At 68.3% G+C, this 24,207-nt stretch carries 20 protein-coding genes; 7 read left to right on the top strand and 13 right to left on the bottom strand.

The features are described 5' to 3' along the window. Positions 1-16: 16 nt before the first annotated feature. The 5 genes from rodA to WEF05_00670 are packed head-to-tail and all read right to left on the bottom strand — an operon-like array spanning position 17 to position 5,503. Entirely contained in the window at positions 17-1,171 is a 1,155-nt protein-coding gene (gene rodA, locus WEF05_00650; GenBank protein ID MEX1100408.1) for a rod shape-determining protein RodA, read from the bottom strand. Further along, positions 1,171-3,051 carry a penicillin-binding protein 2 gene (gene mrdA / locus WEF05_00655; GenBank protein ID MEX1100409.1) on the bottom strand — a complete coding sequence of 627 codons (1,881 nt, stop codon included), beginning with the start codon at positions 3,049-3,051 and terminating at the stop codon, positions 1,171-1,173. Before mrdA ends, rodA begins: the two co-directional genes overlap by 1 nt. A gap of 34 nt (positions 3,052-3,085) precedes the next feature. Then, on the bottom strand, positions 3,086-3,592 hold the full coding sequence (mreD, locus tag WEF05_00660; GenBank protein MEX1100410.1) for a rod shape-determining protein MreD: 507 nt from the start codon (positions 3,590-3,592) through the stop codon (positions 3,086-3,088). 8 nt (positions 3,593-3,600) lie between these two features. Next, positions 3,601-4,473: a rod shape-determining protein MreC gene (gene mreC, locus WEF05_00665; protein ID MEX1100411.1), complete on the bottom strand. Its 873-nt coding sequence runs from the start codon at positions 4,471-4,473 to the stop codon at positions 3,601-3,603. Positions 4,474-4,480: 7 nt separating this feature from the next. Then, positions 4,481-5,503 (bottom strand): rod shape-determining protein, encoded by a 1,023-nt coding sequence (locus tag WEF05_00670; GenBank protein MEX1100412.1) that lies wholly within the window; start codon positions 5,501-5,503, stop codon positions 4,481-4,483. Between the two features lie 233 nt (positions 5,504-5,736). Between WEF05_00670 and WEF05_00675 the strand changes: the two genes are divergently transcribed. The 5 genes from WEF05_00675 (at position 5,737) to fabF (ending at position 10,118) form a co-directional block, all read left to right on the top strand. Beyond that, the gene (locus WEF05_00675; protein ID MEX1100413.1) at positions 5,737-6,666 is read left to right on the top strand and encodes an ACP S-malonyltransferase; all 930 of its coding nucleotides are present in this window, start codon (positions 5,737-5,739) and stop codon (positions 6,664-6,666) included. 100 nt (positions 6,667-6,766) lie between these two features. Continuing rightward, a complete protein-coding gene (locus WEF05_00680) occupies positions 6,767-7,774 on the top strand; it encodes a beta-ketoacyl-ACP synthase III (GenBank protein MEX1100414.1) in 1,008 nt (335 codons plus the stop codon). Next, the gene (locus tag WEF05_00685; GenBank protein MEX1100415.1) at positions 7,774-8,508 is read left to right on the top strand and encodes a 3-oxoacyl-ACP reductase family protein; all 735 of its coding nucleotides are present in this window, start codon (positions 7,774-7,776) and stop codon (positions 8,506-8,508) included. The genes WEF05_00680 and WEF05_00685 overlap by 1 nt, the downstream gene beginning before the upstream one ends. Positions 8,509-8,599: 91 nt before the next feature. Beyond that, a complete protein-coding gene (gene acpP / locus WEF05_00690) occupies positions 8,600-8,848 on the top strand; it encodes an acyl carrier protein (protein MEX1100416.1) in 249 nt (82 codons plus the stop codon). Positions 8,849-8,876: 28 nt separating this feature from the next. After that, the gene (gene fabF, locus WEF05_00695; GenBank protein ID MEX1100417.1) at positions 8,877-10,118 is read left to right on the top strand and encodes a beta-ketoacyl-ACP synthase II; all 1,242 of its coding nucleotides are present in this window, start codon (positions 8,877-8,879) and stop codon (positions 10,116-10,118) included. A 10-nt stretch (positions 10,119-10,128) separates the two neighbouring features. On the opposite strand, the gene WEF05_00700 is transcribed toward fabF, so the two are convergent. The 8 genes from WEF05_00700 to tig all read right to left on the bottom strand — a co-directional run bounded on the left by WEF05_00700 (position 10,129) and on the right by tig (position 22,440). After that, positions 10,129-11,772: a serine hydrolase domain-containing protein gene (locus WEF05_00700; protein ID MEX1100418.1), complete on the bottom strand. Its 1,644-nt coding sequence runs from the start codon at positions 11,770-11,772 to the stop codon at positions 10,129-10,131. A gap of 10 nt (positions 11,773-11,782) precedes the next feature. Further along, positions 11,783-12,187 carry a nucleoside-diphosphate kinase gene (gene ndk, locus WEF05_00705; protein ID MEX1100419.1) on the bottom strand — a complete coding sequence of 135 codons (405 nt, stop codon included), beginning with the start codon at positions 12,185-12,187 and terminating at the stop codon, positions 11,783-11,785. Between the two features lie 55 nt (positions 12,188-12,242). Then, positions 12,243-13,493, bottom strand: a complete 1,251-nt coding sequence (locus WEF05_00710; protein ID MEX1100420.1) for a Mur ligase family protein — start codon at positions 13,491-13,493, stop codon at positions 12,243-12,245. Positions 13,494-13,536: 43 nt separating this feature from the next. Continuing rightward, positions 13,537-16,107, bottom strand: coding sequence for a valine--tRNA ligase (gene valS / locus WEF05_00715; GenBank protein ID MEX1100421.1), 2,571 nt, complete (start codon positions 16,105-16,107; stop codon positions 13,537-13,539). Next, complete coding sequence (locus WEF05_00720; protein MEX1100422.1) at positions 16,104-19,088, bottom strand: MMPL family transporter; 2,985 nt, start codon at positions 19,086-19,088, stop codon at positions 16,104-16,106. The genes valS and WEF05_00720 overlap by 4 nt, the downstream gene beginning before the upstream one ends. 9 nt (positions 19,089-19,097) lie before the next feature. After that, complete coding sequence (gene clpX, locus WEF05_00725; protein ID MEX1100423.1) at positions 19,098-20,357, bottom strand: ATP-dependent Clp protease ATP-binding subunit ClpX; 1,260 nt, start codon at positions 20,355-20,357, stop codon at positions 19,098-19,100. 71 nt (positions 20,358-20,428) lie between these two features. Next, the gene (locus tag WEF05_00730) at positions 20,429-21,058 is read right to left on the bottom strand and encodes an ATP-dependent Clp protease proteolytic subunit (protein ID MEX1100424.1); all 630 of its coding nucleotides are present in this window, start codon (positions 21,056-21,058) and stop codon (positions 20,429-20,431) included. Continuing rightward, positions 21,055-22,440: a trigger factor gene (gene tig, locus WEF05_00735; GenBank protein ID MEX1100425.1), complete on the bottom strand. Its 1,386-nt coding sequence runs from the start codon at positions 22,438-22,440 to the stop codon at positions 21,055-21,057. The genes WEF05_00730 and tig overlap by 4 nt, the downstream gene beginning before the upstream one ends. Positions 22,441-22,503: 63 nt before the next feature. Here tig and WEF05_00740 point away from each other — a divergent pair, with 63 nt between their 5' ends. After that, positions 22,504-23,292, top strand: a complete 789-nt coding sequence (locus WEF05_00740; protein ID MEX1100426.1) for an inositol monophosphatase family protein — start codon at positions 22,504-22,506, stop codon at positions 23,290-23,292. Beyond that, entirely contained in the window at positions 23,289-24,167 is an 879-nt protein-coding gene (locus WEF05_00745; GenBank protein MEX1100427.1) for an EamA family transporter, read from the top strand. The genes WEF05_00740 and WEF05_00745 overlap by 4 nt, the downstream gene beginning before the upstream one ends. The last annotated feature ends 40 nt before the right edge of the window (positions 24,168-24,207 follow it).

A 24,207-nucleotide genomic window follows, 5' to 3' on the forward strand; every position in this document is an offset into this window, starting at 1 on the left:
TATCCGACCACCCGGATCAACGGGGGCTTCCCGTGAAGCGGCGCATGTGGATGCTCAGCAGCAAACCGACCGCGATGAAGTTCGTGAGGATCGCGCTGCCGCCGTAGGAGACGAACGGCAGGGGGATCCCGGTGATCGGCATGATCCCGATCACCATCCCGACGTTGACGAACATCTGGATCACCCACATCGAAGCGATCCCGGCCGCCACGTAGGTCCCGAACATGTCCTTCGACAGGGAACTGATCCGGATCGCTCGCCACAGCAGGATCCCGAACAGGATCAGCAAGCCGACCGAGCCGACGAATCCGAACTCCTCCCCCGCAACGGTGAAGATGAAGTCGGTGTGCTGCTCGGGGACGAAGTCGAGGTTCGTCTGCGTTCCCGACAGGTAGCCGCGGCCGGTGAGCCCTCCAGCCCCGATCGCGATCTCGGCCTGGTCGCGGTTGTAGTTCGCGCCGGCGAGGTCGGTCTCGGAGTCGAAGAACGCCGTCAACCGTTCCACTTGATAGTCCTTGATCACGCCGAGCTGGAACGCACCGACCGCCAGGATCACGGCGGTGAGCCCGATCGCGATCAGGTGCTTCGCCTTGGCCCCGGCAACCACGAGCACACCGACCAGGATCGCAGCGACCACGATCGACGTTCCGATGTCGGGCTGGATGAACACGAACACCATGGGTGGAACGGCGACGGCAACACCGCGGATCACGTCGGACAGCTCCATGTCCCGGTGCTTGATCTCGGAGAACATCGCCGCGAGCAATCCGATCAGCGAGAGCTTCGCGAACTCCGCGGGTGAGAGCTGGAACCCCGCGAACTGGAACCAGCGCTGTGCCCCGTTCACGTTCGTTCCGAGCGGCGTCTGGACCAGGATCAACCCGAGGAGGGTGATCCCGTAGAACAGCCCGGCGTAGACCTTCAAGAAGCGGTAGTCGAACGCCACGATCAGCAGCAGCAACACCACCCCGATCGCGATCCCGGCGATCTGCTTCTTCACGTTGACGGTGGGATCGAGGTCGATCGCGGCGAGCGACCGGTTCGCGGAATAGATCAGCGCGATGCCGGCAGCCGACAGGAGCCCCGCGATCACGAGCAGCATCAGATCGAGGTGGCGGATCGGCCGCCGTTCTGCGGCAACCGCCCTGCTGGAACCCGCGACGATATCCATCAGTCGATCGCCTCCCCGATGATGAAGTCGTCGCTCTCGATGCCCTCGATGTGCTCCACGATCCTGCGTGCGATCGGTGCTGCCGTTTCCGAACCGTTCCCTCCGTGTTCGACAACCACGACCACGACATGTTCGGGCTGCTCGGCGGGCGTCATCGCAGCGAACCAGGAGAAGTCCTGCTCTCCCTCGCGCTGCGACGTACCGGTCTTGCCCGCTATCGACCCACCGAAGCCCGCGAAGGCGGTCTGGGCGGTTCCCTCCCGGATGACGTCAACGAGCGCGTCCCGGATGTACTGCAAGTCGCTCTGCGAGTACGGCAGAGGTGTGCGCGAGTTCTTGCACCTGGGCTGGAGCGCCTTCGGCTTGTCCTCGCGGTTCGGATCGCGGATCTCCGTTCCGATGTGGGGCACCACGCACTTGCCGCCGTTCGCCAACATCGAGTACGCGGTCGCCAGCTGGAGAGGCGTTCCCAAGACGCCTCCTTGCCCGATCGCCATCTGGATGTAGTCACCGGGGATGTTGAAGTCGAAGTTCGCCTCGCCGACTTCGTACAATCCCTCGATCCAGGCGTCGTCGGGTAGGTTCCCTACGCTTTCCGTAGGCAGGTCGATGCCCGTTGGTCTCTCGAATCCCCATTGCCGCAGGTCGCGTTGCAGCGGTTCAGCAGGGTCCTTCGCGTCCTTGGTTCCGTAGTAGCGATCGTAGAACTGATAGCCCCAGTCGTAGTAGATCGTGTCGCAGGATTCGCGCAGAGACCCCGCGACGTCGAGGAAACCGAGGCTCACGTCGGACCAGTTGTGGAACACGGTTGTTTCGTCCTTCGGCACCGAGTACGTGGGTGGGCAGTCGTAGCTCTGACCGAGCGAGGCCACGCCGTTGCGTATCGCCGAGAGGGCCACGAACGGTTTGAACGCCGATCCCGGCGCATACTCACCCTGCGTGACGCGGTTGAAGATGGGCTGACCTCGCCGCTTGCTCTCGAGGGCTTCGAAGCGCTTCTCAGATATCCCGCCTACGAACTCCGCAGGGTCGAAGCTCGGACGGGAGACGGTCGCCTCGATCGCCCCCGTCGTCGGGTCCATCACGACCACGGCACCGGCGTCGGCCAGGAGGTTCTTGTTCGTCTCTTCGTCGAACACGTTCTGGGCTTGCTCCATGCCGTAGTCGAGCGCCTCTTCAGCTGCGGCCTGAAGCTCGGAGTCGATGCTGATGATCAGATCCTTGCCGGGAACCGACCGTTTCTCTCCCAAGGTTCTCGTTTGTCGTCCGGCGGAGTTCACCTCGTACTTGATGAATCCCTCCTCGCCGCGCAGCCATTTCTCGTATTGCTGCTCGAGCCCCCCGCGGCCGATCACATCGTTCTGGTCATACCCCTTGTTCGCCTCAAGGTCCTCGGCGTAGACGGGACTCGTGTATCCGAGGATGTGCGCGGCACGGTCTCCCATCGGGTACGTGCGGACCTTGACCTCTTCCCATGAGACGCCGGGGAACCGTCGCGCGTGCTCCGCGATGTAGTACACCGCCCTGCGGGGCGCGTCGAAGTCAACGGGGACCGGCTGGTAGTCGTAGTAGCGCAGATCGGCGAGCGCCTCGGGGATCGCCGACGGTTTCAGCTCGAGCAACCTCGTGAGGCGGGAGACAACTGCCTCGGGATTGTCACCGAGCTTATCCTCCTCGACCCGTATCTCGATGCTTCCTCGGTTGCCGACGATGACCTTGCCGTCCGAGGTGAGGATCTTCCCGCGGATCGTGTCCGTCTCGACGATGCGGGTGATGTTGTTCTGGGCGTCTCGAACGAGATCGTCCGAGGCCAACACCTGCAGGTACCACAGCCGCACGGTCAGCGCGGCGAACATCAACACCACGAACAGGGCAAGCACACGCAGACGGGAGGCGGCACGACCATCCGTCAATTCAGAACCTCCCCACGCGCTGCTTCTCCGAGCCTTCGGCGAGCCGCCGGATCAGCGGGAAGGCGAGCGGGGTCAAGATCGCGTTGTAGGCACCTGAGAGCGCCGCGATCCGCAGGACGTAGCCGAACGACTCGTCGAGCTGCCCCAGGAGGAACGAAACCGTCCCGTAGAACAGTATGCCCACGAACGTTCCGGCGCCGACGATGACCGTGGGCAGGATCGGCGACCCCGAGACGATGTACTGACGCATCGTGCCCACGACGTACCCCAGCAGGGTCAGCGTCAGCGCGGTGATGCCCTTCGGGGCATTCAAGAGGAAGTCCTGTGACATACCCGCCACGAATCCGGACGTCGCCCCTACGGAAGGTCCCTCGAGCATCGCGAACACGATCGTCACCAGATAGACGAGTTCCGGCTTCGCACCGAGCAGCGTCACGTCGGAGAGCAGGGTCGTCTGCAGCAACAGGGCCGTGACGACCACGAGGGCGAGGACCAGTACCCGTCGCACGGGACGGCTTACCCGCCATCCTGCTCGGTGAGCAGCACTTGGACGAACTCAACCGTGGCGAAGTCGACCGCAGGTCGAACCGTCACGAACATCTCGTCTCGGGCCGTGTCTCTGAACACCCGTTCGACGGTGCCGATCGGGATCCCCGGTGGGTAAAGGCCCTGCTCGTCCACGATCCGATACGTCCCTGTCTGCACGAGCGGGCCACTTGCCTCGCTCACCACATCGAACTGCGATTCGACCGGGATCAGATCCAACCGCATCGGTGCGTCCCCCTGTCCCTGCAAGAGGCCACTGGGCTGCACGTCTTGGCCCGTCATCACGCGGGAGGTGACGAACGAGTCCTGGTCGATGATGAGGCGCACTATCGAGCTATCCGATCCTGCTCGACTGATGGTTCCCACGAGCCCCGCGCTCGCGATCGCCGGCATCCCCTCACGAACGCCGTCCGACGTACCGACGTCGATCGTCATCGTCCACTCGAAGTTGTTCGGAGCGTAGGACAACACCTGCGCGGGCAGTGCCTCGGGCTTCAGTCGATCCACGAGCTCCTGTTGACCCTGGATCTCCTCGAGCACCAGCTGCTGGGACGCGGCGGAGGCCAGGTCTGCGTGGGCTTGTTCGAGCTCCGCTTCCAGCGCGTCGCGCTCGGCCTTGATCGAACCCGCGCTCGCGATGCCTGCGACGAAGTCGCCGACGGGTCGCGTGGCGTCGCGGACGCCCTCTTGGAGCGGGGCCATGACGTCGATCGCGAGGCGGCCGAGACCGGAAAGGGGACCGTCCTCGCCCTGGCGGTAGTCGACGGTGATGACCGCCAGGCACGCGGAGATCAGGACGACGACCAGCAGGCGGGTGCTCCGCGGCTTGGACCGGACGGCCACGCCGTGCCTACCTCCGGCTCGGGCTCACCAGCACGCGCTGAAGGACCTCGAACTCCTCCAAGCACTTGCCCGAGCCCAGCGCGACGGCCTGCAGCGGCGTGTCGGCGATGTGCACGGGCATCCCCGTCTCATGACGGAGGCGCTTGTCGAGGCCACGCAGGAGAGCGCCGCCCCCGGTGAGCACGATGCCCTTGTCCATGACGTCGGCAGCGAGCTCGGGAGGGGTCCGATCGAGCGTGCCCTTGATCGCGTCGATGATCGCGTTCACGGGCTCCTCGATCGCGCGGCGGATCTCCTCGGCGGTGATGGTGATGGTCTTCGGGAGGCCGGACACGAGGTCGCGGCCCTTGATCTCCGCGATCAACTCTTCGGGCATCGGGAAGACCGACGCGATCGCGAGCTTGATCGCTTCCGACGTGCGCTCCCCCAGCAAGAGGGAGTACTCCTTCTTCACGTGCTGGATGATCGCCTCGTCGAGCTCGTCGCCGCCGATCCGGATCGACGTCGAGGTGACGATGCCGCCCAGCGAGATGATCGCGACCTCGGTCGTGCCACCGCCGATGTCGACGACCATGTTGCCGGTGGGCTCGTGGATCGGGAGCCCGGCGCCGATCGCGGCAGCCATCGGCTCCTCGACGATGTACGCGCGGCGCGCGCCCGCTGCGATGCTCGCCTCTTCGACCGCGCGCTGTTCGACGCCGGTGATACCCGAGGGAACGCACACGACGATCCGAGGCTTGGCCAACAGGCGGCGCTTGTGCACACGTTGGATGAAGTACCGGAGCATCTTCTCGGTCACGTCGAAGTCGGCGATCACGCCGTCCTTCAGGGGACGGACCGCCTGGATGTGGCTCGGGGTGCGGCCGATCATGCGCTTGGCTTCGGCACCGACCGCCAGGATCGCGCCGGTGAGCGTGTTGATCGCGACGACGCTGGGCTCGTTGAGGACCACGCCCCGTCCGCGTACGTAGACGAGCGTGTTCGCGGTCCCCAGGTCGACAGCCATGTCTCGACCTAACAGACCGAATATCCCCTCACGACCCGTGGAAGCACGAGCGTGGGAGCTCTGGTGGTCTTGAACCGTCCCGGCCATGGGCTCTGCCAGGTATGTCTACTGGACACACCTAGAGCTGGCAACCTACCAGCGCAGGTGCGGTACGAACGCGCGTCGCGATCGTCACGTGGGCCTGGACCTCGCCTGCGTGTGGTGGAATGTCCGGCGCCCCATCCGACGTTGGGACCACGCAAGGAGGCATCCGACACGTGACCGCAGCAGTGCTGTTCCCCGGTCAGGGGTCCCAGTACGCAGGCATGGCCGATCCCTGGGAGCAACACGCCGCCGGCCGCGCCGTCCTGCAGGAGGCCTCCGACCTCACGAGCCGGGACTTCGCCGGCCAGTGCCGCGACGACGAGCTGCTCGCGACCACCGCGTTCGCGCAGCCGGCCCTGTTCGTGTGCGACGTCGCCGCCTACCGCGTGCTCGAGGCCGAGGGGCTGCGCACGAGCGCCGTCGCGGGCCACTCGCTGGGCGAGTACGCGGCACTCGTTGCTGCGGGAACGCTCACCTTCCCCGAGGCGCTCGGGCTCGTGGTGGAGCGCGGCAACGCGATGCAGGCCGCGTCCGACGAAAGCCCGGGAACGATGCTCGCGTTGGTGGGCGTCGGCGCGGCCGACGGCGCGGCGATCGCCGGCGAGGCCCGGGAGGATGGCGTCCTCACGGTCGCGAACGAGAACGGCCCGAAGCAGGTCGTGCTCGCCGGCGATGTCGACGCGATCGAACGAGCCGCGACGGTCGCCGCGGATCGCAAGGTCCGCGCGGTGCGACTGAACGTCGCGGGCGCGTTCCATTCGCCGTTGATGGCTTCGGCCCTCGAACGGATGCGCGCCGCGCTGACGACCGTCTCGTTCAGCGACCCCGCGTTCCCCGTGATCGCGAACGTGACCGGCGAGGCCGTCCGGGAAGGCGAGGCCTTCCGCGAGCTGCTCGCCCGGCATGTCGTCTCCCCGGTCCGGTGGGAGGCATCGATGATCACGCTCGACAACGCGGGGGTGGACACCTTCGTCGAGGCGGGGCCCGGCGACGTGCTCGCCAAGCTCGTGAAGCGCACGGTTCCAGCCGGTTTCTCGGTCACGGCGGGGAGCCCGGACGCCGCCGCTGCTGCTGCCGCGCAGGCGTCCGGGGACCGCGCGTGAGCACGGCAGGAGCTACCGGGCACCCGGACACCTCGACGGCTATCCTCGCACGCAAGAGGGGCGGCTCTCGTCCCGCAGGGGTCCGGAAACCGAGGTGGCGGTGACGACGCAACGACGGTACGCAGTGATCGGAGGAACGGGTTCGTACCTGCCCGAGCGGGTCGTGCCGAACACCGAGTTCGAGCAGTGGGTGGACACGAGCGACGCGTGGATCCGGGAGCGGACCGGCATCGCCACGCGCCACTTCGCCGCCGACGACCAGACGACCTCCGACCTCGCGACCGAGGCGGCTACTCGGGCGCTCGCGGCGGCGGGCGTTCCCGCCGAACGGCTCGACCTCCTCGTGTGCGCAACCCTGTCTCCCGATACGCCGTTCCCGTCGACCGCGGTGTGGACCCAGCGCAAGCTCGGCATCTCCGCTCCGGCGTTCGACGTCAACGCGGCATGCGCGGGATTCTCCTACGCGATGTCGACCGGCGTCGCGTTCGTCGAGTCCGGCGCGGCGGACACCGTCCTGGTGATCGGCGCCGAGGTGCTCTCGCGCGTGCTCGACTTCAGCGACCGTTCCACCTGCGTGCTGTTCGGCGACGGCGCGGGCGCGGTCGTCCTGCGCCCGTCGAGCGAACCGGGCGTGCTCGGCTCGGTCCTCGGCGCGGACGGCACCGCTGCGGAGATCCTGCACATGCCGGCCGGCGGCACCGCGATGCCCGCGTCGATCGAGACGGTCGAGCGCCGCGACCATACGATCCGCATGCCGAACGGACGCGAGGTGTTCCGTCGCGCGGTGATCGAGATGGCCTCGGCCTGCCGCGAGGTGCTCGACAAGAACGGCTTCTCCCCCGACGACGTCGACCTGCTGATCCCCCACCAGGCGAACGCGCGGATCATGCGCGCGGTGGCCGAGCGGCTCGGCATCGACGACGACCGTGCGGTGATCGACGTCGAGGAGGTGGGCAACACCTCCGCCGCCTCGATCCCGCTCGCCCTCGACCGAGCATGGCGAGCCGGCCGCCTGCCCGAGGGTGGTCTCGTGCTGCTGACTTCGTTCGGCGGCGGCCTCGCCTGGGGCGCGAACCTCGTGCGCTGGACGGCCCCCGGGAGACCCTGATGGAGAAGGTCGCGGTGATCACCGGTGGGTCACGCGGGATCGGCCGCGCCTGCGCCGTCGCACTCGCCGAGGGCGGCTGGAAGGTCGCGATCGGCTATCGCTCGAGTGAGCGGGACGCGAAGACCGCGGTCGCCGAGGTCGAGGAGGTCGGAGGCGAGGCCGTCCCCGTCCATCTCGACGTGACCGACGAAGCCGCGGTCGCCGAGGCCTTCCGCCAGATCGGCGAGAGCCTCGGGGGGATCACCGGTCTGGTGAACAACGCCGGCATGTCCCAGGACGGGCTGTTGCTGAAGTACCCGATGGACGTGTTCGATCAGACGATGGCCACGAACGTGCGGGGCGCGTTCCTGTGCACGCGGGCGGCGCTGCGCCCGATGCTGCGCTCGAAGTGGGGTCGCATCGTGAACCTGTCGTCGGCCGTCGCCTTGCACGGCAACGCCGGTCAGACCGTCTACGCGGCCACGAAGACGGCGTTGCTCGGGCTGACGACCTCCCTCGCGAGGGAGGTCGGCGCGAAGGGCATCACCGTGAACGCGATCTGCCCCGGGTTGCTCGACACCGAGATGACCTCGCACCTGACCGACCAGGCACGTGCCTACTACTTGGAACAGACCCCGCTCGGCCGAACCGCCCACCTGCACGAGGTCGCCGCGGTGGTCCGGTTCCTGATGTCGGAGGAGGCCTCGTACGTCAACGGTGTGGCGATGCCGGTGGACGGCGGGCTGACGGCCTGACGACCCGCTAGCATCATCCAGTCCCACCCCCCTCGCGCAGGGGGCATCGACCCACCAGACCCGAACCCCGGAACGAAAGGGAGAGACCCAGATGGCGGACAAGGCAGAGATCCAGGCCCGGGTGACGAAGGTCCTCGCCGAGCAGCTCGCGGTCGAGGAAGCGCAGGTCGTCCCCGACGCTCGCTTCGCCGAGGATCTGAACGCGGACTCTCTCGACCTCGTCGAGGCCGTGCTCGCGCTCGAAGAGGAGTGGAGCATCGAGATCCCGGAGGAAGAGATGGAGAGCGTCAAGACCGTCGGCCAGGCGATCGACCTGGTCGCGAACAAGCTCGATAGCTAGTCCCCCAGGCAGCGAGGAGCCCACCCGCATGGCCGAGCAGCCCAAAGCGGTCGTCACCGGGATCGGACCGGTCACCCCGGTCGGGACCGGCGTCGACGACTTCTGGGAGGGACTGGTCGCCGGACGCAACGGCATCCGGCCGATCTCGCGCTTCCCCACCGACGATCTGCCCGTGAAGCTCGCGGGCGAGGTTCCCGACTTCGACGTCGACGCGTGGCTGGACAAGAAAGAGGCACGCCGCACGGATCGCTTCGTCCACTTCGCGCTCGCCTCTGCCGAGCTCGCGTGGCAGGACGCCGGAGCGCCCGAGGTCCGGGCCGATCGCGCCGGTGTGATCTACGCGACCGGGATCGGTGGCATCGAGTGGCTGCTCAACCAGCACTCGGTCATGCTCGAGAAGGGTCCGGGCCGGGTGAGCCCGTTCATGGTGCCGGCGTTGATGGCGAACGGTGCCGCCGGCCACATCGCGATGCGCCGCGGCTTCAACGGGCCCAACCTGTGCACCGTCTCCGCGTGCGCCTCCGGCTCACACGCCGTGGGCGAGGGATATCGCCTGATCTCCGACGGCCTCGCCGACCTCGTGATCGTCGGCGGCTCCGAGTCGGCGACGGTTCCGCTGACCGTCTCCGCGTTCGCGCAGATGCAGGCGTTGACGAAGAACCCCGACCCCGAGACGGCCTCGCGCCCTTTCGACGCCGATCGAGACGGGTTCGTCCTGTCGGAGGGCGCCCTGGCGATGGTCCTGGAGTCCGAGGAACGGGCGGTGGCGCGCGGCGCGCGGATCTACGCCGAGGTCGCCGGCTACGGGGCGACGGCCGATGCCTACCACATCACCGCTCCCGATCCGAAAGGCACCGGCGCCGCGCTGGCGATCCGCATCGCCCTGTCCGATGCCGGCGAGGACGCGAGCGCGGTCGACTACGTGAACGCCCACGGCACCTCCACCCCGCTGAACGACTCCTCCGAGACCCACGCGATCAAGGCCGGACTCGGCGAGGAACACGCGGCCAGGGTGGCCGTCTCCTCTACGAAGTCGATGACCGGCCACATGCTCGGGGCCGCGGGAGCGGTCGAGGCCGCGGTCTGCGCGCTGACGATCGCCCGCGGCACGATCCCGCCCACGATCCACTACGAGACGCCCGACCCCGACTGCGATCTCGACGTCGTGCCGAACGAGGCGCGCGAGGCCGAGGTCCGCCTCGCGATCAGCGACTCCTTCGGCTTCGGCGGCCAGAACGCCGTCGTCGCGATCCGCCGTTACGTCGCCTGAGCCGGCAGGCTCAAGGCAGGAAGCTCCTGGCGTAGGGCGCGCCGTCGAAGACCGCCCGCGATGCTCGCCCCTCGACCACCGTGTCGAAGGTGATGCGGACGGTACGCCACGGCTCGGGACCGACCACGAAGTCCCCGTCCGGGTGGGGACGCAGCTCGAGGTCACCGTCCGGCTCGCTCGGAGCGAGTAGCCACAGCGCCCCCCCGCGCGCAACGACGCGCAGGTCGGGGCTCCAGGGGTTCATCGAGCGATAGTGACCCGGGAACGGCGCCCACTCCTGCGGCGGTGGCGGTTCCTCGGAAGGTACGTCGCCGCGCACGAAGCGATCGGGGCCGTGCGTCGCGGCGACCACTGTGCCGGTCGCGTCCCGCTCGAACCGGACGTAGAAGCGGTCGAGTTCCGTGTGCGGGACCAGGAACGCGTCCGTCGGCAGCGCGTCGGTATCGAGTTCCATCGCCACCTCGATGTCCCCGTCGCGCAGGAACAACCCCGAACCGTCGGCCCGGATCTCGATCGCGCGGTCGACGCCCGTGTACCGGCCCGCGAACGCCTCGGCCGCCTCGATCCGGAGCGGATCCGGTGCGTCGACGGGTGCGGGCGGCGGCGACCCCGCGATCGCCGCGCGGACGGCGGCCAGGGCGTAGGTCGTGGTCGCACTCCGGTTCCCGCTGCCGTTCACGAGCATCACGGCGCCCAGTCCGGCGTCGACGTCGACCCGGAGCAGGGCGGTGAACCCGACCATGCCCCCCGAGTGCCATAGGTAGCGTCGCCCGTCGGCCGGGTCGGTCCCCACCCAGAACCCGTAGGCGTAGTGCCACGGCACAGAGTCCTGATCGAGCACATACGGAGTGATCAAGCGGTGGAAGCCTTCATCGGACAGGATCCGTACGCCGCCGGGGCCCTCGCCACGGCGGATCAGCATGCGCACGTACGCGCCCATGTCGAGCACGTTCGACACGATGCTGCCGTCGGCGCTGGTGGAATCGACCCACGGTGCCGGCACCAAGGGATGCTCCCGATGGGCGGGCCGGTCGTCGAACACGGGCGCGTAGCCCGTCGCGAGATCGAGTCGCTCGCGGGACGTGATCCACGGCGAGGTGCGCGCCATCCCCAGTGGGTCCAGGATCCGCTCCCGCAGCAACTCGGCGATCGAACGGCTGGTCACGTGCTCGAGGACCAGTCCCACGATCTTGTACCCGTCGTTCGAGTACGAGAACCGCTCCCCGGGGGCGAACCCTGGGTCGACCTCGGCGCGGCGGCGCAGCGCCACGATCGCATCCCCCGTGTGCTCGGTGCCGATCGCGAGTCCGGACGTGTGCGTGAGCAGGTGGTGCATCGAGATCGACCCGAACGGCTGCCGGAGTTCGAGCCACGGGAGCAGGTCGTTGACCGGCTCGTGGAGGTCGAGGCGCCCGGCCTCGTTCTCCTGCACCGCGACGATCGCGGCGAACGACTTGCTGATCGAGCCGATCTGGAACCGTGTCTCGGGCCGGACCGGCGTCGAGGATGCGGCGTCGGCGAAGCCGCGGACGACCACGCCCAGGGTCTCGTCGTCGTCGGTGACCGCGAGGGCCGCGCCCGGTGCGTGCATCAGCGGCATGCGCCGCTCGAGCACAACGCCCGTTCGCTCGAAGGCCTCGGACAGTCCCGCCACGATGGCCGCCTCAGCCGAAGAAGAGCTTCAACTCGCGCGCGGCCGACTCGGGCGAGTCGCTGCCGTGCACGACGTTCTCGCCGATCAACGTCGCGAAGTCGCCGCGGATCGTCCCCGGAGGCGCCTCGACCGGGTTCGTGGATCCCATCAGCGACCGCCACACCGAGATCGCCGACTCGCCGGTGACCTTGCCGACCACGACGGGTCCGGACGTGATGAAGTCGACGAGCTCATCGAAGAACGGCCTGTCGCGGTGTTCGCCGTAGTGCTCCTCGGCGGTCGGCCGCGTTATCGTGAAGAGCTTGAGTTCGTCGAGCCTCAGTCCCTTGGACTCGACGCGACGCAGGACCTCGCCCACGAGCCCCCGGCGAACGCCGTCCGGCTTGATGATCAGCAGTGTGGATTCGGTGGCCATCGGTGTCCCTCTCCGGTGCAATGGGTTCGCGGTCGATCGATGCCGGGGAGGACGATCAAGGGCCGAGCGCCCGGCGCGCGTCCGCGACAGTATAGAGGGAGCCGGTCACGAGGATGAGGTCGTCGTTTCCCGCGCTGGCGCTCGCCGCGTCGAGCGCAGCGGCGACCGACGAGAAGCGCTCAACGGGAACGTCGCGGATCGCGATTGCTTCGAACAGCGCCTGGGCCTCGCCCGAGCGGTTGCTGTCGTTGCGTGTCGCGTAGGCGCGGTCCGCGAGCGGCGCGAGTGCCGACAGCATGCCCTCGACGTCCTTGTTCGCCGACACCGCGACCACCAGGTGCAGCCGCTGCCACGAGAACACCTCGCGCACAGCCGCCGCGAGGGCCTCGGCGCCCGCGGGGTTGTGCGCTCCGTCGAGCACGATGAGCGGTCGTCGTCCCGCGACCTCGAGCCTGCCGGGCGTGGTGATCGCCCCCAGGGCTTCCACGACCGCCGAGGTCTCCAGCTCACGGTCGAGGAACGCCTCGAACGCCGCGATCGCCACCGCGGCGTTGCGCGCGGCGTACTCGCCGAACAGCGGGATGTAGATGTCCTCGTAGGTCCGGTGCGGGGTTCGGATCGTGAGCTGCTGGCCCCCGACCGCGGGGACGCGGCGATCGAGCCCGAAATCCCGATCCTCGAGCAGCAGTGAGGCCGCCACCTCGCGGACCCGCTCCTCGATCACGCGCAGCGCGTCGGGCGCCTGCGCCCGCGACACCGCGATCCGGTCGGGCTTGATGATCGCGGCCTTCTCCCCGGCGACCTCCGCGATCGTCGATCCGAGCTCCGGGTGGTCGAGGCCGACCTCGCCGATCACCGCGACGTCGCCCGAGCAGAGAACCGTCGCATCCCAGCGTCCGCCCATGCCGACCTCGTAGACGCCGAGCCCGACGGGCGCATCGGCGAACCACAGGAACGCGAGTGCCGTGAGCACCTCGAAGTAGGTGACCCGGTGCTCATCACGCGCATCGACCGCCTCGAGAACCGGGAGCAGCCGTTCGTACTCCTCTCCGAACTCCGCGACGGTAATCTCCCGATCGCAGATCTGGAATCGCTCCGTGAGCGAGAGCAGATGCGGGGAGGTGTACAGGCCGGTCGTGATCCCGTGGGCGCACGCGAGCTGGGTGACGGCGCGAGCGATCGTCGTCTTGCCGTTGGTTCCCGTCACGTGGATCGACGGGTGCGTGAGCTGCGGCCCTCCGAGCAGCTCCGCGACCGCCTCGATCCGGTCAAGGGTCGGAACGATCCGATCGGGCTGTCGGCCCACGAGTTCGGCGAGCGCGGTGTCGAAGCGGACCCGACCCGCCTCCTCAGGCGTCCTGCGAGGCGAGCTGGGTCTCGACGGCGAACGCGCCATCTTCGTCGAACTCGACCTCGGCGATGTGTCCGGCTTCCCGCACGTCGCCGAGCGCGGGAGCGAGCAGAGCCAGCCGCTCGGCCGTGTCGCGGACCCGGGCCCGCTCGACCGGAGCGCGGAGCGAGACCTTCTCGGTCGCCTTGTGCTTGCGCACGGCGCTGAGCACATCGGCCGCCACGGCGAACACCCCCGGGTCGGCGTCGGCGGTCGCCGCGAACTCCTCGGGAGCGGGCCAGCCGGCGCGATGCACGGAGCCTTCCTGCCACCATGACCAGACCTCCTCGGTCACGTACGGGAGGAACGGCGCCAGCAGACGCAGCAGGATGGACAGCGCGGTGCGCAATGCCTCGATCGCCGAGCCGGCGGCCGCCTCACCCTTCACTCCGTACGCGCGGCTCTTCACGAGCTCGACGTAGTCGTCACAGAAGTCCCAGAAGAACCGCTCGGTGATCTCGAGCGCCCGCGCGTGGTCGTAGTTCTCGAACGCCGCCGTCGCGTCGGCGGCGACGGTCGCGAGCGTGCGCAGCATCGAGCGGTCGAGCGACTCGGTCACCGCACCGGGCGCCGCCTCCATCTGCAGGACGAACCGCGAAACGTTGAGCGCCTTGATAGCGAGGCGGCGACCGACCTTCATCTGCTGCTCGTCGAAGGCGGTGTCCACACCCAAGCGGGCGCTCGCGGCCCAGTAGCGCACCGCGTCGGCGCCGTGTTGCTCCAGCAGACCGAGCGGCGTGACGACGTTCCCCTTCGACTTCGACATCTTCTTGCGGTCGGGATCCAGCACCCACCCGGAGATGGCGGTGTCGGTCCACGGGAGCGACCCGTGCTCGAGCTCGGCGCGCAGGACCGTGTAGAACAGCCACGTGCGGATGATCTCGTGGCTCTGCGGACGCAGATCCATCGGGAACAGGCGGGAGAACAGGTCGGGGTCGTCTTCCCAGCGGGCGGCGATCTGGGGTGTGAGCGAGGACGTCGCCCACGTGTCCATCACGTCGGGGTCGCCCGTGAACCCGCCCGGGACGTCACGCTGCCCGCCCGTGAACCCCTCCGGGACGTCGGTGAGCGGATCGATCGGCAGGCGCGCCTCGTCGGGCATGATCGGCCGGTCGTGATCGGCGATGCCCTGGTCGTCGAGCGGGTACCAAACGGGCAGCGGCACCCCGAAGAACCGCTGTCGGCTGACGGCCCAGTCCGCGTTGAGCCCCTCGACCCAGGACTCGTAGCGCCCCCGCATGTGCGGCGGGTGCCAGGTCAGCTCGCGTCCCCGCTCGAGCAGCCGGTCGCGCAACGCGAGCGTCGAGACGAACCACTGGCGGCTCGTGATCACCTCGAGGGGCCGGTCGCCCCTCTCGTAGAACTTCACGACGTGGCGTACCTGCTCCGGCTCGCCCAGCAGCGCCCCCGACTCGGCGAGCATCTCGGTGATCCGTCGCCGGGCCTTCTTCGCATACATCCCGGCGATCTCTTCCTGTGCCGCGGTCGCCGCGGCGACGTCGCGCGAGTCCCAGCCCTCGCGGCCCCATCGGGGCGGGGCGATCGAGCCGTCCTTCTGCATCACGACCTTCGCCGGGAGCCCCAGCTCCTTCCACCAGAGCACGTCGGTGACGTCTCCGAAGGTGCAGATCATCGCCACCCCCGTTCCCTTCTCGGGGTCGGCGAGCTCGTGGGCGAGCACCGGCACGGCGGCGCCGAACAGCGGCGTGAACACCCGAGAGCCGACGAGCTTCTCGTACCGCGCGTCGCCCGGATGCACCACGAGCGCCACGCATGCGGGGATCAGCTCGGGACGGGAGGTCTCGATCTCCACCGAGTCCTCGCCGTCCTCGCGTTCGAACGCGATCCGGTGGTAGAGACCGTCCTGTTCCCGGTCCTCGATCTCCGCCTGGGCCACCGCGGTCTTGAAGTCGACATCCCACATCGTCGGCGCCTCGGCCGTGTACGCGTGGCCCTCGGCGAGCAGCCGCAGGAAGCCCCGTTGCGAGGCACGGCGGGCGGCATCCCCGATCGTCGTATAGGTCATCGACCAGTCGACCGACAGCGACAGCCGCCGGAACAGCTCCTCGAAGGCCCGCTCGTCCTCGGCGGTCAGCCGATCGCACAGCTCGATGAAGTCGCCTCGCGACAGCGACACGGGCTGCAGGCGCTCCCCCTTCGGCGCCGTGACGGGCTCGAAGGTCGCGGCGTCGAACGCGGGATCGGAGGCGACGGACGGGTCGCACAACACGCCGAAGTAGTTCTGCACCCTCCGCTCGGTGGGCAGGCCGTTGTCGTCCCACCCCATCGGGTAGAAGACCTCCTTGCCCGACATCCGCCGGTAGCGAGCGACCACGTCGGTGTGCGTGTAGCTGAACACGTGTCCGACGTGCAGCGACCCGCTCACCGTCGGCGGGGGGGTGTCGATCGCGAAGATCTCTTCGCGGGGCTTGGTCCGGTCGAAGCGGTAGGTGCCCTCGGCCTCCCACCGCTCACCCCAGGTCTGCTCGAGCCCGTCGACGCTCGGCTTGTCCGGCACGGCTGCGCTCATGGGCGGAATATACGGGATGGTTCGGGGGCCTCGGGGGCCTCGGGGGCCGTGCGCTTCCCCTCGAAGTTGATCCGCGGCAGCCACGCGAGCCACCGCGGCATCCACCAGGTGGCCCTGCCCATCAACACCAGCAACGCGGGCGCGAGAACGAGCATCATCGTTCCCGCAAGGAACACCGCGACGGCCAGCCCGACGCCGAACTGCTTCACGATCGGATCGCCGTTGAGGATGAAGCTGCCGAACACCGAGATCATGATCGCGGCCGCGGCCGCGATCACCGGTCCGGCGCGGCCGAGCCCGCGGATCACCGCCTCGCGGGTATCGAGGCCTCGCTCATGCTCCTCCTGGACGACCGAGACCAGGAACACCTGGTAATCCATCGACAGGCCGAACAACACCGTGAACATCATCAGCGGAACGAAGCTCGCCACCGGGACCTGGGCGGTGGGCGCGTCGATCCCGATCAGGGCGGTCCCCCATCCCCACTGGAACGTGGCGGTGAGCACGCCGAACGCGGCCGCGACACAGAGCAGGTTCACCACCGCCGCCTGCACGGGGATCGCGAACGAGTGGAACGCGAGCAGCAGCACGAAGAAGCTCAACCCGATCACCACGAGGATCACGAGCGGGAGCTTCGCGGAGATCTCGTCCGCGAGGTCGACGTTCGAGGCGGTGGACCCGCCGACGGATGCCTGCACGTCCGTTCCCGAGATCGCGTCCGGGATCACGTGTCCGCGCATCCGGACCACGAGCCCCGCCGTCGCCTCGTCCGACGGCGCGTGTGTCGGCACGACGCTGGTGATCGCGACGTCGTCGTCGGAGTTCAGGAACGGGGGCGAGACGACCTCGACCCCCGGCGTGTCCTCGAAGGCGTGTTGCAGGCGCACGAGCCGCGGGTCGGTCGCCTTCGGGTCGCCGGCTGCCGCGGTGAGCTCGTTCGTCAGCTCTCGCTTCAGCTGCTTCGCACGCGCCTCTTCGTCCGTGGCTTCACGCTGGAGCGCCTTCAGCGTCGCGGTCTTCTTCGCCTTGCGCCGGTCGAAGGCCTTCCCGTCGCGCTCGAGCTCCGCCTCTTGCTCGAGCAACAGCTCGCCCTGTGCCTCCAGGGCCGCTCCCTGCCGCTCGAGCACCGCGGCCCGGGACTCGAGCCGGTCCTTCTCGGCCTCGAGTCGTTCGGCACGTTCGAACAGACGAACCCCGCGCGCGGCAATCCGCTCGGCACGCGGCTCCAGACGCTCGAGGTTCCCTTCGAGCCGGGAGGCGATCTGTTGGAGCTTCGCGAGGCGTCGCTCGAGCCTGGCACGTCGATCCGGGTCGGTAACGTGCTGGAGCTTCTCCTCGACCCGGTCGATCAGGGCGGCCACGACCGCCAACCGCTCGAGGTACCCGGCCGCCTGTTGTGCGAGGGCGATCGCCCGAGCCTCGAGGTTCGCGATCTCTGCCTGCAGGCCCGCGCCGCGTCGCTCGAGTTCGTCCCTCTCGCCCGCGAGGACTGCGGCTTCGGCTTCGAGTGCCTGCTTGCGGACGTCGAGGCGGGCGCCCGCAGCCTCGAGCGCGTCCTTGCGCTCGAGCAGAGCATCACCCTGCCGCTCTAGCTTGGCCTGCACCTTCTCGCCGTGCACCTGCTGCCGTTCGAGCAGCCGCTGCAGGCCGAGCGCCTCGTGCTTACGGCTCCGGTACCGCTCGCTGGGTTCGGCGGGGGTTCCCAGCTGTGTCGCGATCAGCAGCGGGCCGTTGTAGCCCGGACCGAACGCGGCCGAGATCATGTCGTAGGCCTGGCGCTCGGTCGTGATCTTCGGGGTCGAGGCGATGTCCTCCTGTCCGAGCCGCAGCGAGAACACCGGAACCGCGAGCGGTACCAGGAGCGCCACCGAACCGAGGACCGCGATCACGGGGTGGCGCGCGATCGTGTGCGCCCAGCGGCTGAACGCGCGATCGTCCTCCGGCTTGTCCTTCGGGCGCAGGAACGCGGGGATCCGCAGCGAGAACACGTGCCGCCCGGTGATCGCGAGCAGGGCCGGAAGCAGGGTGATCGCCGCGAGGATCGCGGTCACCACAGCGATCGCCGACGCGAACCCGAGCCGCGTGATCAGCGGGATGCCACCGACGAGCAGGGAGACGAGGGCGATCACCACGGTGCCGCCCGCGAACACGACCGCGGTCCCCGATCGACCGTCGGTGCGGGCGACCGACTCCACGAGCTCGATCCCGTCGGTGAGCTGCATCCGATGGCGGTTCACCATGAACAGTGCGTAGTCGATCCCGACGCCAAGCCCGATCATCGTGGCCAAGGTCGGCGCGACCGAAGGCACGTCGACGAGATGTCCGAGCAAGCCGATCGTCCCGAGCGCGACCGTCAGGCCGAACAGAGCGGTCAGGATCGGCATGCCCATCGCGACCAGCGAGCCGAAGACGAGTGACAGGATCAGCATCGCCGCGACGATCCCGATCAGGTCGCTGCTGCCGGTCTCGGGAGAGGACAGCGTGCCGCCGATCGGTCCACCCGCGGCGACCTGCATGCCCGTGCCCCGCGCCGCCGCCTGGGCTCGGGCCAGCACCCCCTCGGCGAGCTCCACGGTGAGGTCGGAGCCGTAGACACCCATCAGGACGTTGATATATGCGGTGCGCTCGTCGTCGGAGACCTGGGCCTGTCCGAGCTCCGCGAACGGACTCGTCGTCTCGTGGACGTGCGGCGCCGGCTGGATCGAGCGGTACGCCTCGCGGATCGCCGCCTCGTTCGGGCCGGAGGTCACCTTCCCGGAGGCGGAGTGGAACACGATCGGGCTCGTGCCGTTCTGCTGGGGCGAGAAGTTCTCCGCGAGCAGGTCGAACGCCCGCTGGCTATCGGTACCCGGAAGCGTGAGGTCGTCGTTGGTCTTCGCACCGACCTGCGCGACGACCGCGACGACGGCACCGGCTACCAGGATCCACAGGACGAGGACGAGCACCCGATGCCGGGCGCAGAACCGGCCGAGTCGCTCCATCGAGCGAGGTTAGGCCGTGCGTTCGCGACGCTGGCGGGTCTCCTTGACCGGAACCAGCGTGGGGTTGACGCCGCTGAGGACGACGTCGCGGTCGACGACACACTTGTTGACGTCTTGACGCGAGGGAAGGTCGTACATCACGTTCAGCAGGACCTCCTCCATGATCGCGCGGAGGCCGCGTGCACCGGTGCCGCGCAGGATCGCCTGGTCGGCGATCGCGTCGAGCGAGTCGTCGGTGAACTCGAGCTCGACGCCATCGAACTCGAAGAACTTGTGGTACTGCTTCACGAGCGCGTTCTTCGGCTCGGTGAGGATCTGCACGAGCGCGCCCTTGTCGAGCTGGTCCACGTTCGTGAGCACCGGAAGGCGTCCGACGAACTCGGGGATCAAGCCGTACTTCAACAGGTCCTCGGGCAGCACCTTGCCGAGCACCTCGCCCAGGTCTTTCTCGTCGGCGCGGCGCACGTCGGCGCCGAACCCGACGCCGCGGCTGCCGATACGGCTCTCGATGATCTTGTCGAGCCCGGCGAACGCCCCGCCGCAGATGAACAGGACGTTCGTCGTGTCGATCTGGATGAACTCCTGGTGTGGATGCTTGCGCCCGCCCTGCGGCGGTACCGAGGCGGTGGTGCCCTCGAGGATCTTCAGCAGAGCCTGCTGCACGCCCTCACCGGAGACGTCACGCGTGATCGACGGGTTCTCGCTCTTGCGGGCGATCTTGTCGATCTCGTCGATGTAGATGATGCCCGTCTCGGCCTTCTTCACGTCGTAGTCGGCCGCCTGGATCAGCTTCAGCAGGATGTTCTCGACATCCTCGCCCACGTACCCGGCCTCGGTGAGCGCCGTCGCGTCGGCGATCGCGAAGGGGACGTTGAGCATGCGTGCGAGGGTCTGCGCCAAAAGCGTCTTCCCGCAGCCCGTGGGGCCGAGGATCATGATGTTGGACTTCTGGAGCTCGACCTCGGCGTCTTTCGCACCGACCTGGATCCGCTTGTAGTGGTTGTAGACCGCGACCGACAGGACCTTCTTCGCCTGATCCTGTCCGATGATGTAGTCGTCGAGGAAGGAGTAGATCTCGTGCGGCTTCGGGAGCTCTTCGAGCTTGAGCTCGGAACCTTCGTTGAGCTCTTCCTCGATGATCTCGTTGCACAGATCGATGCACTCGTCGCAGACGTAGACGCCGGGGCCGGCGATCAACTTCTTGACCTGCTTCTGCGACTTGCCGCAGAAGCTGCACTTCAACAGGTCGGAGTCACCGAACTTGGCCATGCCCCCTGGATCTGCCTCTCTGCCACGCCGCGCGCCGGAACCGCGGCTCCATTCCTACAGTCTACTCCGACCTAGACGGACGCCGCAGCAAGCTCCGGCGTGAGCCCGCGCGCCTGGATGATCTCGTCGATGACCCCGTACTCCTTGGCCTGTTCGGCAGTGAGGATGAAGTCGCGGTCGGTGTCCTTGCCGACCTTCTCGAGCGCCTGGCCCGTGTGCTGGGCGATCAGCTCGTCGAGCAGGCGACGATAGCGGAGGATCTCCTTGGCCTGGATCTCGATGTCGACGGCCTGTCCCTGCGCACCACCGTGCGGCTGGTGCAACAGCACGCGGGAATGCGGCAGCGCGTAGCGCTTGCCCTTCGCACCCGCGAGCAGCACGACGGCGGCGGCCGACGCGGCCTGGCCCATCACGATCGTCGAGACGTCGGGCTTGATGTACTTCATCGTGTCGTAGATCGCGAACAAGGAGGTGATGTCACCGCCCGGTGAGTTGATGTACAGGTTGATGTCCTTGTCCGGCTCTTCGGACTCGAGGTGCAGCAGCTGCGCCATGATCAGGTTGCCGACGGCGTCGTCGATCGGCGTTCCCAGGAACACGATGCGCTCTTTCAACAGGCGCGAGTAGATGTCGAAGGACCGCTCGCCCCGGCTGGTCTGCTCGACGACGACGGGGACGAGATAGTTCTGGATGTCGGTCACGGATTCGCCTCCGGTTTCGGTTCGGATGCTCGATCAGGGTCGCTGTCGCTAGAGGTATCGGCGGCCGCGTCGCCGTCGTTGACCTCGGAAGGAGCGCTCTCGGACTCGACCTTGGCCTTGTCGACCAGCATGTCGAGCGCCTTGGAACGGATGATATCACTGGCCAGAGACACGATCTGACCGCTGCGCTCCAACGTTTGCGCGACCTGCTTCGGCTCTTGTCCCACCTGTGCGGCGAGCATCGAGATCTCGGTGCCGAGCTCCTCGGCCGACACCTCCAGGTCTTCCGAGCGCGCGATCGACTCGAGGATCAGGTCGGCCTTGATCGCGCGGATCGCGTGATCGCGGGCGTCGGAGCGCAGTCGCTCCTCATCCCAGCCCTGCGCCTCCAGAACCTGGTCCAGCGTCATCCCGGAGCGTTCGGCGCGTTCGCGTGCCCCGTCGACCCGCTGCTGGGTCTCCTCGTCGATCAACGTGTCGGGAAGGTCGACCTCGACGCGGTCGATCAGCTCTTGGAGCACGCGGTCGCGCACCACAGCCTGCGCCTGCCGTTCCTTGTTCTGTTCGATCGACTCGCGCAGGCTCCCGCGGAACTCGTCGAGCGTGTCGAACTCGCTCGCGGTCTTGGCCAGCTCGTCGTCGAGCTCGGGGAGCTTCTTGCCCTTCACCTCTTTCACGAGCACGCGGAACGAGGCGGTTCCCCCGGCGCGCTCCCCCGCGCCCGGCCCGAGCTCCTGGTCGAAGGTGATGATGTCGCCCGGCTTCTTCCCGAGCAGCTCGCTGTCCATCGAGGGACCGAACTCGCCGGAACCGACCGAGTAGAGGTAGTCGGGCCGCGTTCCCTCGGCCAGTTCCTCGCCGTCGACCTCCGCGTGCACGTCGGCGACCACGAAGTCGCCGTCGATCGCGGGCCGCTCGACGGTCTCGAGCTCAGCGAAGCGATCGCGGACGCTCTGCAGCATCTGATCGACCTCGTCGTCGGTGGGTTCGGCGGGCGGGCGGGTGACCTCGATCCCCTCGTAGTCCTCGAGCTCGAGCCGCGGACGCACCTCCATCTCGGCCGTGAAGATCAGGGGCTTGCCGTCCTCGAGCTGCGCGAGGTCGATGTCGGGCTCGGTGATCGGCGCGAGATCCTCCTCGCGGACCGCCTCGCGGTAGTAGGAAGGCAACGACTCGTTCACGAAGTCCTCGATCACCGTGTCGCGCCCGATCTGCGCATCGATGATCTGCTTCGGAACCTTCCCCTTGCGGAACCCGGGGATCTTCACCTGCTGCGCGATGCGGGAGTACGCCTTGTCCAGATCCTGCTCCACCTGGTCGGACGAGATCTCGACGGTGAGCTTGACCTTGTGCGGATCGGTGTTCTCGACGGTCGTCTGCATGGGACGAACAGCCTAGCCGACCCGCGCACGGGCGACCGGGCGGCGCCGGTGTATCGTGCGCCCGTGCTGGAGCAGGAGCTCGCCCTCGCGCACGAGCTGGCCGATCGTGCCGGCGAGATCGCCCTCGGCTTCTACGGCGGCACGTTCGAGGTACGCCACAAGCCCGACGCGACACCGGTGACCGAGGCCGACCTCGCGATCGAGGCGATGGTGCGCGAGGTGATCGCAGCGCGGTTCCCCGGCGACGCGATCCTCGGTGAGGAGCAGGGCGGCTCGACCGGCGAGGCCGAGCGCACCTGGATCCTTGATCCGATCGACGGCACGAAGAACTTCGCCGAGGCGATCCCCGTGTGGGCCACGCTGATCGGTCTGCAGATCGGCGACCGCTTCGAACTCGGTGTGGCCTCGGCGGCGGCACTCGGCGAGCGGTACTGGGCCGTCCGCGGCGCGGGGGCACACTGCAACGGCGAGCCGATACGGGTGCGCGAGGCCGTGACGTCCCTCGACCAGGCGTTCCTGTGTCTGACCGAGCTCGACGAGCTCCTGGCCTCGCCTCTGGCAGATGCGTTCCTCGAGCTCGTGCGCGCCTGCAGGCGGACGCGTGCGTTCGGGGACTTCTGGGGGCACTGCCTCGTCGCGCGCGGCGCAGTGGACGTGATGGTGGAGCCGGCGCTGTCGATCTGGGACTACGCGGCGCTCGTACCGATCCTCGAGGAGGCGGGCGGGCGCTGCACCCGACTCGACGGCGGCGCGCTGTCGGCCGTCGGCAGGCCCGGTGGCGAGGAACAGAGCATGGTGTCGACGAACGACTCGCTCCACGACGAGGTGCTCTCGAGGCTGCGCACCGGATGAGCCCCGGTCGGATCGCGGCCGCGCTCGCCCTGCTGGCCGTCTCCGCCGTCCTTCACGCCGTCTGGAACCTGCTTGCCAAGCGCGTTCCGTCTGGACTGCCGTTCGTGTGGTGCGTCTCGGCGACGAGCGCGATCGTCTTCCTCCCGGTGGCGGTGATCGCCTACGCCGTGGAGCGACCGACGATCGGCGGGCGGCAGCTCGCGTTCGTCGCGGTCTCCGGCTCGTTGCACGCGGTGTACTTCCTCGCGCTGCAACGCGGCTACCGCGACGGCGATCTCTCGGTCGTCTATCCGATCGCACGAGGGACGGGTGCGTTGCTGGCGGCCACGGCCGGACTCCTGTTCCTGGGCGAGCAGGCGGATGTGCTCTCGGTGGGCGGCATCCTCCTGGCGGTGGGCGGGGTGTTCGCACTCACCGGAACCGGCCACGCGTTGCGGCGCGGCGAGCTCGCCACCGGGGCGGAGTGGGGACTGCTGACCGGCGGCGCGATCGCCTCGTACACGCTGTCGGATCGGTACGCGGTCACGGCGCTCGGCATGCCGCCCGTCGTGCAGTACCCCTTGACGGTGGTGATGCTCACGGCCGTGCTGACCCCGTTCGCCGCGCGGCGGCGCGCGGAGGTTCGCATGGTCTGCCGCGCTTACCGCGGCGCGGTCGTGAGGGTCGCGATCATCTCCACCCTCGCGTACATGCTCGTCCTGACCGCTCTGTCGTTCGCTCCCGTGAGCTTCGTCGCACCGGCCAGAGAGCTGAGCATCGTGGTCGCGGTGGCGCTGGGCGCGCGCGTGCTCGGCGAGGTCGACGTCCGGCGCCGTCTGGTCGCCGCGGGGGCGATCGTGGCCGGGATCGCGGTCCTGACGTTGAGCCTCGCGTGAGCCCGCGTGATTGAGGTGACCTGCGCTCGCCGGTACGCTC

This window comes from Actinomycetota bacterium, from assembly GCA_040881665.1.
GTDB lineage: Bacteria > Actinomycetota > UBA4738 > UBA4738 > HRBIN12 > JBBDWR01.

Bases quoted from the DNA above. Each gene is read 5' to 3' on its own strand.
- clpX (MEX1100423.1), bottom strand. From the start codon at position 20,357: ATGGCCAAGTTCGGTGACTCCGACCTGTTGAAGTGCAGCTTCTGCGGC.
- tig (MEX1100425.1), bottom strand. From the start codon at position 22,440: ATGCAGACGACCGTCGAGAACACCGATCCGCACAAGGTCAAGCTCACC.
- WEF05_00720 (MEX1100422.1), bottom strand. From the start codon at position 19,088: ATGGAGCGACTCGGCCGGTTCTGCGCCCGGCATCGGGTGCTCGTCCTC.
- WEF05_00745 (MEX1100427.1), top strand. From the start codon at position 23,289: ATGAGCCCCGGTCGGATCGCGGCCGCGCTCGCCCTGCTGGCCGTCTCC.
- acpP (MEX1100416.1), top strand. From the start codon at position 8,600: ATGGCGGACAAGGCAGAGATCCAGGCCCGGGTGACGAAGGTCCTCGCC.
- fabF (MEX1100417.1), top strand. From the start codon at position 8,877: ATGGCCGAGCAGCCCAAAGCGGTCGTCACCGGGATCGGACCGGTCACC.
- rodA (MEX1100408.1), bottom strand. From the start codon at position 1,171: ATGGATATCGTCGCGGGTTCCAGCAGGGCGGTTGCCGCAGAACGGCGG.
- valS (MEX1100421.1), bottom strand. From the start codon at position 16,107: ATGAGCGCAGCCGTGCCGGACAAGCCGAGCGTCGACGGGCTCGAGCAG.
- ndk (MEX1100419.1), bottom strand. From the start codon at position 12,187: ATGGCCACCGAATCCACACTGCTGATCATCAAGCCGGACGGCGTTCGC.
- WEF05_00685 (MEX1100415.1), top strand. From the start codon at position 7,774: ATGGAGAAGGTCGCGGTGATCACCGGTGGGTCACGCGGGATCGGCCGC.